A 16071-nucleotide genomic window follows, 5' to 3' on the forward strand; every position below is an offset into this window, starting at 1 on the left:
CTCACGGAATCACGGAATCACGTCAAACGAACTGCAGGACGTGAGACGGCCGGGTTGAACTGCCGGCTACCAATTCCGGCGCGAACCTCGGCGCCGATGGCACGTTCTGCCACTCCGTGGGAAGCATGGCGGCGCGCCGCGTCCGCACTCGCCGCTCGGCTTCTCGGGCCGGGTGACAGATCCGCGTGCGACCCCGGCCTCGACAAGCTCCGCGACGCAGACAGGATCCACCGCGATGACCGACGCCATGATCCTTCCCCCTCCAGCCGACCTCGAACGTCTCCTCGAGGAGACGCTGTCGCGGGCCTGCGACAGGAAGCTGTTGCTGGCGACCGCGGAGAGTTGTACGGGCGGCCTGCTCGCTTCGCTCCTGACGGATGTCGAGGGAGCCTCGCACGCCTTCGACCGCGGCTTCGTCACCTATAGCGAGGCCGCGAAGACCGAGATCCTCGGCGTTGGGCAAGAGCTGTTGGCGGAGAAGGGCTCGGTCTCGATGGAAGTCGCGGTGGCCATGGCGGAAGGCGCCCTGCAGCGATCGAGGGCCGACATCGCGGTGTCGACCACCGGCTTTGCAGGCGCTGCAGGACCCGGTGACGAGGTCGGCCTCGTCTGGTTCGCCTGTGCCCGACGCGGCGGCGAGACGCGCCACGCGGTGATGCATTACGGCGATATCGGCCGCGATCCCATCCGCGCCGAATGCCTGCGGACGGCGCTCGTCATGATGAGGGAGATGATGCCATGAGCCAGACCACTCGGACATCTGAGCCGCAGCCCCATCCGGCTTCCCCGTTCCATTCGATCCACCGTCACGGCTTCGTGCGCATCGGCGTCGCGACGCCGCCGGTCTTCATCGCCGATCCCGCGAAGAACGCCGCGGCGATCATCGCCCAGGCGGGCGAGGCGAACGCGCGGCATGTGGACCTCCTGGTGTTTCCCGAGCTCTGCCTGTCGGCCTATGCCATCGACGACCTGGTGCTGCAGGATGCGCTTCTGGATGCCGTCGAGGACGGGCTCGCCGCGATCCTGGAGGCCAGCCGGACGCTGCGCACGGTGCTCCTCGTCGGCGCGCCGCTCAGGCGCAATGGCCGGCTCTACAATTGCGCGGTGGCGTTGGCGGGCGGCCGCATCCTCGGCGTCGTGCCGAAGCTGTTCCTGCCGAACTACCGGGAATATTACGAGAAGCGCTGGTTCGCCTCGGGCGCCGGGATGACCGGGCTCGACATAGCAGTCGCGGGCCAGCAGGCACCCTTCGGCATCGATCTCCTGTTCGAGGGCAAGGGCCTTGCGGACTTCGTCTTCCACATGGAGATCTGCGAGGACTACTGGGCACCGACGCCGCCCTCGACCGACGGCGCGCTGGCCGGCGCGCTGGTGCTCTGCAACCTGTCGGCCTCCAACATCGTCGTCGGCAAGTCGGCCGACCGGCATCTGCTCTCCGCTTCGCAGTCGATGCGATGCATGGCGGCCTATGTCTATTCCGCCGCCGGGCGGGGCGAGAGCACGACGGATCTCGCCTGGGACGGCCAGGGCACGATCTACGAGGCCGGCGATCTGATCGCCCAGTCGGAGCGCTTCGCCGAGCCCCCCCAGCTGATCGTCGGCGACGTCGACGTTTCCCGGCTGCGCCAGGAGCGGCTGCGCACCCCGACCTTCAACGATGCCGCGGCGTTGCGCGGCCATCCCGAGACGGCGTTCCGCAGGATCAGGTTCGACCACGCGCCCCTGTCGGCCGACATCGGACTTCACCGCCCGCTGCGCCGGTTTCCCTATGTGCCGAATTCGCGCGAGCGCCTCGACGAGGACTGCTTCGAGGCCTTCAACATCCAGGTCGAGGGACTGCGGCGGCGCTTCGAGGCGACGCCGGGCGACCACATGGTCATCGGCGTGTCCGGCGGCCTCGACTCCACCCATGCGCTCATCGTCGCGGCGAAGGCCTGCGACCAGATGGGCCTGCCGCGCTCGACCATCCTCGGATACACCCTGCCGGGCTTTGCGACGGGCGACGAGACCAAGGCCAACGCCCTCGGCCTGATGGCGGCTCTCGGGGTCCAGTCGCAGGAGATCGACATCCGCCCGGCGGCCCGGCAGATGCTCGCCGACATGGGACATCCCTTCGCCTCGGGCGAACCGGTCTACGACGTCACCTTCGAGAACGTCCAGGCGGGGCTGCGCACCGACTATCTCTTCCGGCTGGCGAACCAGCGCCATGGCTTCGTCATCGGCACCGGCGACCTGTCGGAGCTGGCGCTCGGCTGGTGCACCTATGGCGTCGGCGACCAGATGAGCCACTACAACGTCAATGCCGGGGTGCCGAAGACGCTGATCCAGTACCTGATCCGCTGGACCGTCCGGACGTGGCAGTTCGACCCGCGCACCGGTGAGCTGCTGTCGGCGATCCTTGCCACGGAAATCTCGCCGGAACTGGTGCCGGCGGATGCCGAGGGCGCGATCCAGAGCACCCAATCGAAGATCGGGCCCTACGAGCTGCACGACTTCTTTCTCTACCACATCGCCCGCTACGGCCAGCCTCCGTCCAAGGTCGCCTTCTTGGCGTGGCACGCATGGAAGGACGCCGGGGCCGGTCTGTGGCCGATGGAGTTTCCGCAGGCCTCGCGCAACGCCTACGACCTCGCCACCATCGCGCGATGGATGGAGAGCTTCCTGATGCGCTTCTTTCAGACGTCGCAGTTCAAGCGCTCGGCGCTGCCGAACGGCCCGAAGGTCTCCGCCGGCGGCAGCCTGTCGCCCCGCGGCGACTGGCGCGCGCCCTCCGACGGCACCGCCGATACGTGGATCGCCGAGCTGAGAAGTGCCCTGCCGAACGATCTCTGAGCGGCGGGGGCCGGCTGCCTGCTATCCGTCCGCCTGTTCGGGAATGGTCTCGCCCGGCACCATGTCGGCGTCGCCGGTGAGCCCGAACCAGTCGGTGATAAGCCCGAAGAGCCCGAGGGCGACGATCACCGCACCGATGATGATGACCCATTTCATCGTGACGTTCCGGCTGTGGTCTCGCATCGCTCGTCTCCTCTCGGCTGCATGGTCCGGTCATCATGTCCGGATCTGGCCTCGGGAGAACTGTCAGCCGGAGATGTCGTTCGCCGGGACCGGTGGCGATTTCGGTGGCGGTCTATCGATGGGCGCGCAGGAGCGCGGCGGCCGGAGAGGCCCGGGCCGGGCCGCGGCAACGCCCCCGCAACGGAGCATGCGCCCGCAACGAACGTCGCCGTGCCGCGTTCGCTTTCGAGGCGGCAGACGTCCGCCCGCCGCTCGCAACGCCTTGTCAGGAGTTCTCATGGGTCTCGCCGCCGCCGCCAATCCCGTTCCCGCCCTCATCGCCGCGCTCATCGCCTTCGGCTTCGGCTTTGTCTGGCACCGGCTGTTCGAAAAGGCCTGGATGACGGCGCCGGGCTATGAAGGCAAGCCGGCGCTGAAGATCGCGCCGCTGGTCATCGTCTTCATCGCCTATTTCGTCATCGCCGAGATGCTGGCCGGCCTTACCGCCCATATCGGCGGCATCACGCTGGGCAATGCGCTCACCAACGCGCTGCTCGTCTGGGCCGGCTTCGTCCTCGCCGCGATGGTCGTCGACCACTCCTTCGAGGCGCGGCCGCGCAAGCTGACGCTGATCAATGGCGGCCACTGGCTGGGCGCCTTCGTGATCATGGGCGTCGTCATCGGCCTGATGGGGTGACCACGGGATAAGGGCGTCCCCCCGCGTCCCGTCTCCGGCCCGGTTCTGCCGAAAGTCTAAGCACCGGCGCCCTAGACCTCGACGGGCCGATGGCCCTAAATTCGACGGGAGGCGACCGCTTCGCCTGCTCCGGTTCCGGCATTCCTGCCGTGCCGGACGATGCATGGCAGCGGAGGTCGAAGGCCGGCACCCCGGGAAGGTGCCAAGGCCCAGAAAATCGGGAGGAAAGCCATGACCACGATCACCGTCAAGGACGAGTGGAAACGCCGCGCCAAGATCGACGACGACACCTATCGCGCCTGGTACGAGAAGAGCGTTTCCGACCCGGACGGCTTCTGGGGCGAGCATGGCAGGCGGATCGACTGGATCAAGCCGTTCTCCAAGGTGAAGAACACCTCCTACGCCCCCGGCAACATCGACATCCGCTGGTTCGAGGACGGCACGCTCAACGTCGCCGCCAACTGCGTCGACCGGCACCTGGACAAGCGCGGCGACCAGGTCGCGATCCTGTGGGAGGGCGACGATCCGGCCGATTCCCGGGCAATCACCTACCGCGAGCTGCACGAGGAGGTCTGCCGCATGGCGAACGTCCTCAAGGCGCACGGCGTCAAGCGCGGCGACCGGGTGACGATCTACATGCCGATGATCCCCGAGGCGGCCTATGCGATGCTCGCCTCGGCGAGGATCGGCGCGGTCCATTCCGTCGTCTTCGGCGGCTTCTCCCCCGATGCCCTGGCCGGGCGCCTGGAAGGCGCCGCCTCGTCGGTGCTGATCACCGCCGACGAGGGCCTGCGCGGCGGCAAGAAGATCCCGCTGAAGAAGAACGCCGACCGGGCCTGCGAGATCGCTGCCAAGGCCGGCCAGAGCGTCGAGACCGTCCTCGTCGTCCGGCGCACCGGCGGCAGCGTCCAGTGGACGGAAGGGCGCGACGTCTGGTGGCACGAGGCGCGGGACACGGTGTCCGCCGACTGCCCGGCGGAGGAGATGGCCGCCGAGGATCCGCTGTTCATCCTCTATACGTCCGGCTCGACCGGCAAGCCGAAGGGCGTCGTCCACACCTCCGGCGGCTATCTCGTCTATGCCGCGATGACCCATGAATACGTCTTCGACTGGCACGAGGGCGACATCTACTGGTGCACCGCCGACGTCGGCTGGGTCACCGGCCACAGCTACATCGTCTATGGCCCGCTCGCCAACGGCGCGACGACGCTGATGTTCGAGGGCGTGCCGAACTATCCCGATGCCGGCCGCATGTGGGAGGTCGTCGACAAGCACAAGGTCGACATCTTCTACACCGCGCCGACGGCGATCCGGGCGCTGATGGGCGCCGGCAACGACAAGGTGACGCGGTCCTCGCGACAGACCCTGAAGGTGCTGGGCTCCGTCGGCGAGCCGATCAATCCGGAAGCCTGGCTTTGGTACTACAAGGTGGTCGGCGAGGAGCGCTGCCCGATCGTCGACACCTGGTGGCAGACCGAGACCGGGGGCATCCTGATCACGCCGCTGCCCGGCGCCACCGACCTGAAGCCCGGCTCGGCGACCCGGCCGTTCTTCGGCGTCCAGCCGCAGCTGGTCGACAACGAGGGTGCCGTGCTCGAGGGCGCGACCGAAGGCAATCTCTGCATCACCGATTCCTGGCCCGGCCAGATGCGCACGGTCTATGGCGACCACGAGCGCTTCGAGCAGACCTACTTCTCGACCTACAAGAACAAGTACTTCACCGGCGACGGCGCCAGGCGCGACGAAGACGGCTACTGGTGGATCACCGGCCGCGTCGACGACGTGATCAACGTCTCCGGCCACCGCATGGGCACGGCCGAGGTGGAATCGGCCCTCGTCGCCCATCCGAAGGTCTCCGAGGCCGCGGTCGTCGGCTACCCGCACGACATGAAGGGGCAGGGCATCTATTGCTACGTCACCCTGATGGAGGGCGAGGAGGGCTCGGACGAGCTGCGCAAGGCGCTCGTCGCCCATGTCCGCAACGAAATCGGCCCGATCGCCTCGCCGGACAAGATCCAGTTCGCGCCCAGCCTGCCGAAGACCCGCTCGGGCAAGATCATGCGGCGGATCCTGCGCAAGATCGCCGAGGACGATTTCGGCGCCCTCGGCGACACCTCGACCCTGGCCGATCCGGGCGTCGTCGACGATTTGATCGACAATCGCCAGAACCGGAAAGGGTGAGGGTCGTCACGGCCGGATCGCGTGACACGGCGCGTTGAAGCGAAGGGCCCGGGCGAAGCGTCCGGGCCTTTTTCATGCGGCAGGCCACCATTGACGGTGCCCCTTGGCCGACAGACAGGTTCGACAAGAAGGCACGGCAATGACCCGAAATCCCTACCATTCGGGCCCCGTCACCGACCATTTCGACGGCACGCGGTTCTTCAATCCCGGCCATTCGTCGCCCGACCGGTCGTTCCGGGACGTGCTGCGCTGGCGCTCTGAAGGGAAGCGGGCGCCATGGCCGGAGGAGGTTCCGGTGACGCCCGCGGTCCCCGAGGAGCGGGTGGACGGCCTGACGGTCACCATGGTCGGCCATGCGAGCGTGCTGATCCAGATAGGCGGGCTGAACGTCCTCACCGATCCGGTCTGGTCGCAGCGCGTCAGCCCGGTCTCCTTCCTCGGGCCGAAGCGCGTCACGGCGCCGGGCGTCCGCTTCGAGGACCTGCCGCCGATCGACCTGGTGCTGTTGTCCCACAGCCATTACGACCACTGCGACCTTGATACCCTTAGCCGGCTCAGCAAGAGGTTCCGGCCGAGGATCGTCGCGCCGCTCGGGCTCGACGTGCTTCTGCGCCGCAGGATCCGCGACGTCGACGTCGACGTCGTCGCCGGGGACTGGGGCGACGAGATCGCCCTGCCGGCGCCTGCGACGGCGTCTTCCGGACCTGACAGAGGCGGCGAAGCCCGGATCGCCATCGTTCCGGCGCAGCACTGGTCGCGGCGGGGCTGGTCCGACACGCGGATGACGCTGTGGTCCGGCTTCGTCCTGAAGGCCGGCGACCGGTCGGTCTATTTCCTCGGCGACAGCGGCTATGGCGACGGAAGCATCTTCCGCGCCGTCCGCGAGCGCCACGGGGCGCCCGATCTGGCGCTGATCCCGATCGGCGCCTACGCGCCGCGCTGGTTCATGGAACATCAGCACATGAACCCGGAAGAGGCGGTGAGGGTGTTCGAGGACGTCGGCGCCGGCCACGCCGTGGCGATCCATTGGGGCACGGTGCAACTCACCGACGAGCCGCGGGACGAGCCGGTCGAAAGACTGGCCGAGGCCGCGGAAAGGATGGGCGTGAGGGACCGTCGCTTCATGGCCCTGGCACCCGGCGAGTGCCTGGACCTTGCGGGCGGGTCGGCCGGAGACCGGCTGGAGGCCAGCGAGCTGCACCGCTCGTAGCCCCGGATCTCATGAAATTCCCTGAGTCTCGAACACCTTCGTGCCCGGGGGATGGGCGAATTCTCCCGGGGCGATCGGCGGAGCTTGCTCCAGGCTGGCGAAAATTGCGGCAGGCTCTTGCACTGCCCGAATTCGGGCCCCATACTCCTCCTCGTGTTCAACGAAGCGAAAGGGGGTGATCCAATGTCGAGTGATTGTCTGAAGCCGGCTGGGTCTTTGATTCTCGGTGGTTCGACGGAGCAGTCTCCTCGCTTCGCCTGAGAATTGCAGATGCCGCATGCGGTCTCTGACGACCGCCGGCTGACGCCCATCACGGGGCCGCTTTCCTGAAAGGGAGAGCGGCCTTTTGATTTTGGGGGACGTGTCGGTCCTTCCACCGAAGGTGTCGCCCCCTCTTTTGTCCATGTCCCGCCGAACATTCGAGATCTCCGCCTTCGCGCCGGCTCGCGCGCCGCGCCCGGCAGACGATCGGAACGCGCCGATCGGACATGGCGCGTTCGGGCTGTCGGCCGATCAGCGTCTTCGTGTCGGGGTCGAGGCAGACGGCAAAAGCCCGCCCCGAGCGATCGGGACGGGCTGTCTTCGGAAGGCGGGCGCCCGTTGAAAGGCGCCGCCAGGGTTACCGGAGAGGCCGGGCAGGCCGGGCTCAGTTGGCCGGGGCGGTGCCGCCCACTGCGGGCTGCGAGGCATCGCCGGAGGCGGGATCGGTCGAGGTCATGCCGCTGTCGGCGCTGCCGCTCTCCTCTTCCGGCTCGCCAAAGGCAGGCGCCTCCTCGAGCTGCTCGCGCGAGACGTTGAGGACGATCCGGTCCGGCAGGTTGTCCTCGCCGACCACCGGCTCTTCCGGCTCCGCAGACGCTGCAGGGGCCTCGGCGCCGCCCGCGGTGCCACCGGCCATCCCGGTGCCGCCCGCACTGCCGCCGGCCATGCTGCCGGTGCCCGAGGCGGTGCTCGATGCCGCGTTGGCCTCTTCCTCGGTCTTCAGGCCTTCGGTCTTGCCCGGGCCGAACTCGAGGGCGGCCATCGACACGGCGACGTCCTTCTCGCCGATGCCGAGGAACCCGCCGACGCCCACCAGCACGGCCATCACCCTGCCATCCTCGGACACCAGCACGTCGGTGATCTCACCGATGCTCTCGCCGTCGGCGCCATAGACGTCCTTGCCGTCGAGGTCGGTGGCGCGCCAGGCGCCGCTCGGCGGTACGGTCACGAAGGGGTCGCCGTCACCGGCCATGTCACTGGCCATCGCGGTGTCGCTCGCGGTGCCGCTGGTGGTCGCGTCGGACCCCATGCTGCCCGAGGAGGTGGCTGCGCTGCCGGAAACCGGGGCTTCGGAACCCATCGACGAGCCGGAGGCCGCGCCGCCGGTGTCCGTGGACATGCCGGAAGCGCCGCTGCCGGAGGTGCCCGTGTCGCTCGCAGCCGGAGGCGTGGTGCCGCCAGCCGGCGGCGTGGTGCCGGAATCCTGGGCATGGGCGCCGAGCGGCAGGGCGACGCCGGCGAGAAGGGCAACGATGATCGACTTACGCATTTCGGTTCTCCCGATTGATGATCGGCCGAATAATCTGTCAGGCGGGCCTCGCGTTCCCTCACGGATTGTTAGCCAGTCTTGCAAAGCGGCTCGCCGGCGCCGGGGCGATACCGGGGAACCCGCCGGCGGCCGCGCCTCTTGCACTGCAAGAAGTTGCCGCGAAGCCTGACGCTAATCATGCTGCGGAGCAAAAGCTCCGGGTCACTGCGAGGAGGCAACACCCCTTGGCAGCAGATCACGAACGTGTCCGGCAGGGGATGCCGGAAACCGCCCTTCGCCGGCGCTCCGATCCATCGAAGCCGGATGGGCGGCGCGGTGACGGGCGCGGCTGGAGGCGTCCCCCCGGGCGATGGGGGCCGGCGATGGCGACCGGTGATCGCCGGGATGGGCGCTCCCGTCGCCCGTGGCTGCGGGTCAGTCGCGGTAGAGGTCGCGCCGGGTCGGCGGCAGGCCGCTCGCGCCCCTGGAGCGTTTCGAGGCGAGGGTCTGGTAGATCAACAGGCCGCCCCGCTCGAAGCCGAGGGAGACGCCGGCGAGATAGAGCAGCCACAGCCGCGCCCGTTCTTCGCCCGCAATCGCCGCCGCCTCGTCCATGCGCGACAGCAGCCGGTCGTGCCAGAGCCGGCAGGTGCGGGCATAGTGCTCACGCCAGTTCTCGACGTCGTGGACCTCGAAGCGGTGCTTTTCCAGATACTGCGCCGAATGGCCGACATGGTCGAGCTCGGCGCCGGGGAAGATGTAGCGGATGATCGCCGCATATTCCTTCGTGCCCTTGCGAAACGCCTTGTCGCTCTCCTTGGCCGGCCGGGTGATCGCGTGGTGGAGATAGAGGCCGTTCGGTCGCAGGAGCTTGCGCACGGCTTTCAGATAGGCATCGTGCCGGTCCCAGCCGACATGCTCGAACATGCCGATCGAGGCGACCTTGTCGAACTGGCCTGTGAGGTCCTCGAAGGGCTTGAGCTCGACGGTGACCTTGCCCTCGAGCCCCCTGGCGGCGATCCGTTCCCGGGCGAGATCGAACTGCGCCTGGCTGAGGGTGACGCCATGGCCGGTGACGCCATAGGTCTCCGCCGCATGGATGAGCAGCGCGCCCCAGCCGCAGCCGATGTCGAGAAAGCGCTCGCCGGCCTTCAGGCGCAGCTTGCGGCAGATCATATCGAGCTTGTCCAACTGCGCCTTGTCGATGTCCTCGTGCCAGCCGTCGAAATAGGCGCAGGAATAGAGCATGCGGCTGTCGAGGAAGAGCCGGTAGAAGTCGTTCGAGACGTCGTAGTGGAACTGGATCGCCGCTTTGGACGAGCCGCTGGCCTTCGCATCCTCGCCCGAGGCAGGCCCGCTGGCCTTCGCCCGCCGGGACAGCCCGTAGAGCGCCGGCAGGCTGGCGGCGATCTTCAGCTTGTCGATCCGCTTCATCGCCGCCTTGGTGCGGATGTCCGGCCGCGCCCGTGCGAGATCGAAGATCGTGCCGTGCTCGACGTCGATCGCCTTCGTCATCCAGAGGCCGACGGCGGTGGCGATGTTCGGGCTGACCACCAGGCGCGCGATGGCCGCCGGATCGTTCAACGCCAGCACCGGGCCGTCCGCCGGCCCCAGCCACTCGCCGGTCCACAGGCGCACGGCGATCTTCGGCTCGAAGACGGCGACCACGTGGCGGACGATCTCCGCGAGCTTGTCCTCGGCGCCGGCCATCCGCATCTGTCTCCGTCTCAATCGTTTCAGTGGGGGTTGCCATGGCTTAGCCGGCCCGGCCCGGCCGCGCAATCGCAGCATCCCGTCGCGCGACGCGGCCGCCTCGCGGGGGCCGGCCAACATGAAATTTCCGTCACGCCCTCACATTCGGCCGGGCGACCTGCAGTTATTGCGCTGCACAACGGTGCCGCCGAGACCGCGTTGCCAACCCCACCCCTGCCATGACCTGCCATGAAGGAGACGACCATGCGCCTGCCATTGATCGACCCGGCCATGCTGACCGACGAGCAGAAGCCGCTCTACGACGACATGAAGAAGGGCATCACCAGCAACTTCAACGCCTTCCAGGTGATCGCCGAGAATGGCGCGCTGATGGGGCCGTGGAACCCCTGGCTGCACGAGCCGAAGATCGGCGCGGCGATCTGGGACCTGACCAAGGCGATGTCGATGCAGGCGACGCTGCCCGACGGTGCCCGCCAGATCGCCATCCTCGTCACCGGCGCCCATTTCAACGCCGCCTACGAGATCTATGCCCATGTCGCCGTCGCCGAGAAGGAAGGCATGAGCGAGGAGCGGCTTTCGACCCTCGTGGCCGGCGTCAAGCCGACCGGCCTCGCCGGTGAGGAAGAGGTCGCCTACGACGTCGCCTATGCGCTGCTCAACGGCGGCGGCATCCTGCCGCGGCCGACCTACGACCTGGCGGTGAAGACCTTCGGCCAGCACGGCGCGGCCGAGCTGATCTATCTCGTCGGCCTCTACTGCCTGGTCTCGATCACGCTGAACGGCTTCAACGTGCCGGTGCCGGAAAAGGAATAGGCGCCGCCGCGAGGCAGGCCATCTCCAGGAAAGATCGCGGGGACGGCGCCAGCGCCGTCCTCACTCCGGCAGGCGGATCTCGCCCGTCAGATACAGCACCGCCTGGCCGCAGACGACCACCGTGTCGCCGTCGAGTTCGCATCTAAGGTCGCCGCCGCGGGCGGAGACCTGACGGGCGACGAAATCCGTCTTGCCGAGCTTGTCGGCCCAGTAGGGCACCAGCGAGCAATGGGCCGAGCCAGTCACCGGATCCTCGTCGATGCCGGCCTTCGGCGCGAACATGCGGGAGACGAAGTCGACCGACAGGCCGGGAGCCGTGGCGATGACGTTGAGGGGCGGCAGGCCGGCGATGGCGCCGAAATCCGGAGTGAGGCCCATCACGTCCGCCTCGTCGGCATAGACCGCCAGCCACGAGGTGTCGCCGGGGGTGGCGAACTCGACGACCTCGTCCGGGCGCCGACCGAGGGCGGCCGCCACCGGCTCGACCGCGATCGCGGCGTCGTTTCTTGCCCGGCGCGGAAACCGCATGACGAACCAGCCCTCGGCATCGCGGCTGACGGTGAGGTCGCCGACCATGCGGGTCGAGAAGGTCAGGGTCTGGGCGGTCTGCCCCAGAACCTCGGCGAGGACGAAGGCGGTGGCGAGCGTCGCGTGGCCGCAGAGCGGCACCTCGATCGCCGGCGTGAACCAGCGCAGCTCCCATGCCGCCTCGCCGGCCGGCACGAAAAAGGCGGTCTCGGAGAGATTGTTTTCCGCCGCGATCGCCAGCATCGTCTCGTCCGGGAGCCATTCCGCGAGGGGCACGACGGCGGCGGGATTGCCGGCGAACAGCCGGTCGGTGAAGGCGTCGACCTGATACATCGGAAGGGTCTTCATGGGCATCGGCCTTTGATCGTTGCGTCGCTCGAGGGGGAATTGCCGAGTTTCGCCGGCGAAGGCCACCCCTTTCCTGTCACGGCGGCAAATCTCGCCTGGTGATCCCGCGACGGGTGCCAAGAAGCCGCCACCCACCTATGTTCGGCGGAACAGGAGCGGGCGACATGGCTGCGATACATCCCGAGGAAGCCGGACACCGGCATCACGACCACAAACAGGGCCACGAACAGGGCCACGAACAGGACCGCGGGCGCGGGCAAGGGCACCCGGACGACCAGGGCCATCACCATGGTGATGGCCGGGCCCATGCCGGCGATCATGACGGCGACCATGCCGGGCACGACCATGCCGGGCACGATCATCACGGACATGATCATCACGGGGGCCATCATCACCACGCCCCGTCGGTGTCGAGCGGCAACGAGCGGGCGGTGCTCCTCGGCTTCCTCCTGACCTTCGGCTTCATGTTCGTCGAGGCGATCGGCGGCATCCTCTCCGGCTCGCTCGCCCTCGTCGCCGATGCCGGCCACATGCTGACCGATTCGGCCGCCCTGGCGCTCGCCTGGGCCGCCTTTTATTTCGGCCGCCGCCGCTCCGACGACCGGCGCACCTTCGGCTACATGCGCTTCGAGATCCTCGCCGGCTTCGTCAACGCCGTCGCGCTGATCCTGCTCATCGTCTGGATCGCCTACGAGGCGGTGACGCGGCTGATCGCGCCGGAGCCGGTGCTGCCCGGGCCGATGCTGGCGATCGCCGTCGTCGGCCTCCTCGTCAATGTCGGCGTGTTCTTCATGCTCCGGCAGGGCGACCGGGACCACGTCAACATCCGCGGCGCGCTCCTCCATGTCCTCGGCGACCTCCTCGGCTCGGTCGCCGCCATTGTCGCGGCGATCGCCATCTACTTCACCGGCTGGACGCCGATCGATCCGATCCTCTCGATGCTGCTGTCGGCGATCATCCTGAAGAGCGCCTGGACGCTCCTGACCAACACCCTGAACATCCTCATGGAGGGAACGCCCGGCGGCATCGATCCCGGGAAGATCAGCGAGACGCTCCAGGAGGAGGTGGCGGGGCTCCGCGCCGTCGAGCACGTCCATGTCTGGTCGATCACCTCGGGCCAGCCGCTGGCGACCATGAACTTCCGCCTCGACGAAGGCGCCGAGCCGAAGCATGTCCAGGCAGCGGCGAAGGCGTTGCTCGCCTCCCGCTTCGGCATCGACCACTCGACCATCGAGATCGACTTCGGCGGCGCGCCGGCCGTCTGCCCGCTCGACGGGACGAAGCGCCCGGGCGGCGATGCCACCGCGCCGGCAGCCCGTTCGCAGGCCGATCCCGACGACCACCATGGAGCGGCCGGCCGGCAAGCCGTACCCGCCGCCTGAGGCCTTCCGGTCGTTGCCGGCGGCTTCGCGACGGCGAGCGGCGGCTTTTTTGCGCCGGCCCTTGACCTTCCAGTCACTGGAAACCCGATGTCTGTCGCGAAGCTGCCGCCGATCGAAGCGGCTGCGACAACGGGGATCAAGATGATGAGCGCACCGACGAAGCTGACGATCGCCATCGAAGGCATGTCCTGCGCCTCCTGCGTGCGGCGGGTGGAGACGGCCCTGCAACGGGTGGAGGGCGTCACTGCCGCCACGGTCAATCTCGCCCGCGCAACCGCGACGGTGGATTTCGCCGGGGCGCCCGACGCGCCGGCCGTCGTCGCCGCGCTGGAGACGGCGGGCTATCCGGCCAGCCTCGCCGATCTGACCCTGGTGGTGGAGGCGATGAGCTGCGCCTCCTGCGTCGGGCGGGTGGAGAAGGCGCTGAAGACGGTGCCGGGGGTCGTCGAGGCGTCGGTGAACCTTGCCGCCGGCACCGCCGTCGTCCGCCATCTCGCCGGTGCCGTCGAGCCGGCCGCCATCGCCGCCGCCGCGGGCGCGGCCGGCTATCCGGCGAGGCTGCGCGGCGACGAGACGCCAGGGACGGACAGCCAGGAAGAGCGCAAGGCGTCGGAGCAGGCCGCGCTGTGGCGCGAGGTCGTCGTCGCGGCGGTGCTTGCGGCCCCCGTCGTCGTCATCGCCATGGGCGGCCATCTCGTGCCGGCCTTCGGGGCGTTTCTCGAGGCGACGTTCGGCGAGCCGGCGCTGCTCTATGCCCAGTTCCTGTTGACGGCGCTGGTGCTCGCCGGTCCCGGCCGACGGTTCTACGCCAAGGGCGTCCCGGCGCTGCTGCGCGCCGCGCCGGACATGAATTCCCTCGTCGCCCTCGGCACCGCGGCGGCCTTCCTCTATTCCGCCGTCGCGACCTTCCTTCCCGCGCTGCTGCCGGAGGCGGCAAGGGGCGTCTATTACGAGGCCGCGGCGGTGATCGTCCTCTTCGTCCTCGCCGGCCGGCTGATGGAGGCGCGGGCGAAGGGGCGCACCGGCGCCGCCATCCGCAAGCTCGCCGGGCTGAAGCCGAAGACGGCGCGGGTCCTGAAGGACGGCCGGCCCGCCGACGTGGCGATCGGGGACATCGTCGTCGGCGATTTCCTGGTCGTGCGGCCGGGCGAGCGCATCGCCGTCGACGGCGTCGTCAGCGAGGGCGCGAGCCTCGTCGACGAGGCGATGCTGACGGGCGAGCCGGCACCGGTGGAGAAGCGGCCGGGCGATCCCGTCATCGGCGGCACGGTCAACGGCGCGGGCAGCCTGGTGATGCGGGCCGAGAAGGTCGGGGCCGACACGGTCCTCTCGCAGATCATCCGCATGGTCGAGGACGCTCAAGGCGCCAAGCTGCCGATCCAGGCGCTGGTCGACCGGGTGACGATGGTGTTCGTGCCGGCGGTCCTCGTGGTGGCGGCGCTGACCTTCGGTCTCTGGCTGGCTTTGGCGCCGGATGCCGCCCTGTCCCACGCCATCGTCGCCGCCGTCGCCGTCCTGATCATCGCCTGTCCCTGCGCCATGGGGCTGGCGACGCCGACGGCGATCATGGTCGGCACCGGCCGGGCGGCCGAGCTCGGCGTCCTCTTCCGCAAGGGCGACGCGCTGCAGGCGCTGGCGGAGGCCGACATCGTCGCCTTCGACAAGACCGGCACCCTGACCGAAGGCCGGCCCCGGCTGACCGATTTCGTCGTGGCGCCGGGCTTTCGACGCTCCGAGGTGATGCGGCTCGTGGGAGCAGTCGAGGCGCTGTCCGAACACCCCGTGGCCGCGGCTCTCATGGCCGGCGCCGGGACCAGGGACAAGACGTTCCCGCCCGCCGAGGATTTCCGTTCGTTGCCGGGCCTCGGCGTCGCGGCGAGGGTCGAGGGCCGGGCGGTGGTCGTCGGTTCGGCGCGTTTCCTCGCCGCGGAGGGCATCGCGCCGGGCGAACTCGAGGCGTCCGGACAGAAACTCGCACGGGGCGGCCGTTCGCCGGTCTTCGTGGCGATCGACGGGGTCGCGGCGGCGGTGCTCGCCGTCAGCGACCCGATCCGGCAGGAAACCCGCGCCGTCATCGACGCGCTGCACAGGGCAGGGCGCAAGGTGGCGATGATCTCCGGCGACGTCCGCTCGGCGGCCGAAGCCGTGGCGGCCGAGCTCGGCATCGACCATGTCGTCGCCGGCGTGATGCCCGACGGCAAGGTCGCGGCCGTGAACGCCCTGCGCGAGGGGGGGCGCATGGTCGCCTTCGTCGGGGACGGCATCAACGACGCCCCCGCGCTGGCCGCCGCCGATGTCGGCATCGCCGTCGGCGGGGGTACGGACGTCGCGATCGAGAGTGCCGACGTCGTCCTGATGTCGGGTAATCTCACCGGGGTTCTCGGCGCCTTCGAGGTCAGCCGGCGGACGATGGCCAATATTCGCCAGAACCTGTTCTGGGCCTTCGGCTACAACGTCGCCCTCATCCCCGTCGCGGCGGGCGCGCTCTATCCGCTCTGGGGCGTCATGCTGTCGCCCATGCTGGCGGCCGGCGCGATGGCGCTGTCGAGCGTCTTCGTCGTGACGAACGCCCTCCGGCTCCGGCTCATCCAGCCGCAGGTGACGAGGAAGGGCGAGGGCGCCGCTGCCCGGCGTGCCGGCAAGGCCGCCGCAGAGCGGCTCGTCGAGGCCTGAACGGACCTGCGGCGCCGGAAGC

Annotated in this window: 13 protein-coding genes; 8 read left to right on the forward strand and 5 right to left on the reverse strand. The window is 69.0% G+C overall.

Annotated elements, in window-relative coordinates; translation table 11 throughout:
* The first annotated feature begins 235 nt into the window (after positions 1-235).
* Entirely contained in the window at positions 236-742 is a 507-nt protein-coding gene (locus tag ATO4_RS24680; protein WP_083594449.1) for a CinA family protein, read from the forward strand.
* Positions 739-2832: an NAD(+) synthase gene (locus ATO4_RS24685; protein WP_083594451.1), complete on the forward strand. Its 2094-nt coding sequence runs from the start codon at positions 739-741 to the stop codon at positions 2830-2832. Before ATO4_RS24680 ends, ATO4_RS24685 begins: the two co-directional genes overlap by 4 nt.
* A 21-nt stretch (positions 2833-2853) precedes the next feature.
* Here ATO4_RS24685 and ATO4_RS27940 read toward each other — a convergent pair whose 3' ends face one another.
* Complete coding sequence (locus ATO4_RS27940; RefSeq protein WP_176223158.1) at positions 2854-3015, reverse strand: hypothetical protein; 162 nt, start codon at positions 3013-3015, stop codon at positions 2854-2856.
* Positions 3016-3292: 277 nt separating this feature from the next.
* On the opposite strand from ATO4_RS27940, the gene ATO4_RS27945 reads away from it, so the two are divergent.
* From ATO4_RS27945 to ATO4_RS24700, 3 genes are all read left to right on the forward strand, one after another.
* Positions 3293-3691 carry a DUF1761 domain-containing protein gene (locus ATO4_RS27945; RefSeq protein WP_176223159.1) on the forward strand — a complete coding sequence of 133 codons (399 nt, stop codon included), beginning with the start codon at positions 3293-3295 and terminating at the stop codon, positions 3689-3691.
* 231 nt (positions 3692-3922) lie between these two features.
* The gene (acs, locus tag ATO4_RS24695; RefSeq protein ID WP_083594455.1) at positions 3923-5872 is read left to right on the forward strand and encodes an acetate--CoA ligase; all 1950 of its coding nucleotides are present in this window, start codon (positions 3923-3925) and stop codon (positions 5870-5872) included.
* Between the two features lie 139 nt (positions 5873-6011).
* Positions 6012-7082, forward strand: coding sequence for an MBL fold metallo-hydrolase (locus ATO4_RS24700; protein ID WP_083594456.1), 1071 nt, complete (start codon positions 6012-6014; stop codon positions 7080-7082).
* Between the two features lie 646 nt (positions 7083-7728).
* Here the strand turns inward: ATO4_RS24700 and ATO4_RS24705 are convergent.
* On the reverse strand, positions 7729-8613 hold the full coding sequence (locus ATO4_RS24705) for a PRC-barrel domain-containing protein (RefSeq protein ID WP_176223160.1): 885 nt from the start codon (positions 8611-8613) through the stop codon (positions 7729-7731).
* A 414-nt stretch (positions 8614-9027) separates the two neighbouring features.
* Positions 9028-10302, reverse strand: coding sequence for a cyclopropane-fatty-acyl-phospholipid synthase family protein (locus ATO4_RS24710; RefSeq protein WP_083594490.1), 1275 nt, complete (start codon positions 10300-10302; stop codon positions 9028-9030).
* Between the two features lie 246 nt (positions 10303-10548).
* Between ATO4_RS24710 and ATO4_RS24715 the strand changes: the two genes are divergently transcribed.
* Complete coding sequence (locus ATO4_RS24715) at positions 10549-11118, forward strand: carboxymuconolactone decarboxylase family protein (protein ID WP_083594492.1); 570 nt, start codon at positions 10549-10551, stop codon at positions 11116-11118.
* Positions 11119-11178: 60 nt separating this feature from the next.
* Here ATO4_RS24715 and ATO4_RS24720 read toward each other — a convergent pair whose 3' ends face one another.
* Positions 11179-11994, reverse strand: a complete 816-nt coding sequence (locus ATO4_RS24720; protein WP_083594494.1) for a PhzF family phenazine biosynthesis protein — start codon at positions 11992-11994, stop codon at positions 11179-11181.
* Complete coding sequence (locus ATO4_RS28555) at positions 11991-12392, reverse strand: hypothetical protein (protein ID WP_245308916.1); 402 nt, start codon at positions 12390-12392, stop codon at positions 11991-11993. Before ATO4_RS28555 ends, ATO4_RS24720 begins: the two co-directional genes overlap by 4 nt.
* A 9-nt stretch (positions 12393-12401) precedes the next feature.
* Between ATO4_RS28555 and ATO4_RS24725 the strand changes: the two genes are divergently transcribed.
* Both ATO4_RS24725 and ATO4_RS24730 read left to right on the forward strand, forming a co-directional pair.
* Entirely contained in the window at positions 12402-13376 is a 975-nt protein-coding gene (locus tag ATO4_RS24725) for a cation diffusion facilitator family transporter (RefSeq protein WP_245308917.1), read from the forward strand.
* A gap of 144 nt (positions 13377-13520) precedes the next feature.
* Complete coding sequence (locus ATO4_RS24730) at positions 13521-16049, forward strand: heavy metal translocating P-type ATPase (RefSeq protein WP_083594496.1); 2529 nt, start codon at positions 13521-13523, stop codon at positions 16047-16049.
* Positions 16050-16071: the final 22 nt, after the last annotated feature.

This window comes from Aurantimonas sp. 22II-16-19i (assembly GCF_002088275.1).
GTDB lineage: Bacteria > Pseudomonadota > Alphaproteobacteria > Rhizobiales > Rhizobiaceae > Jiella.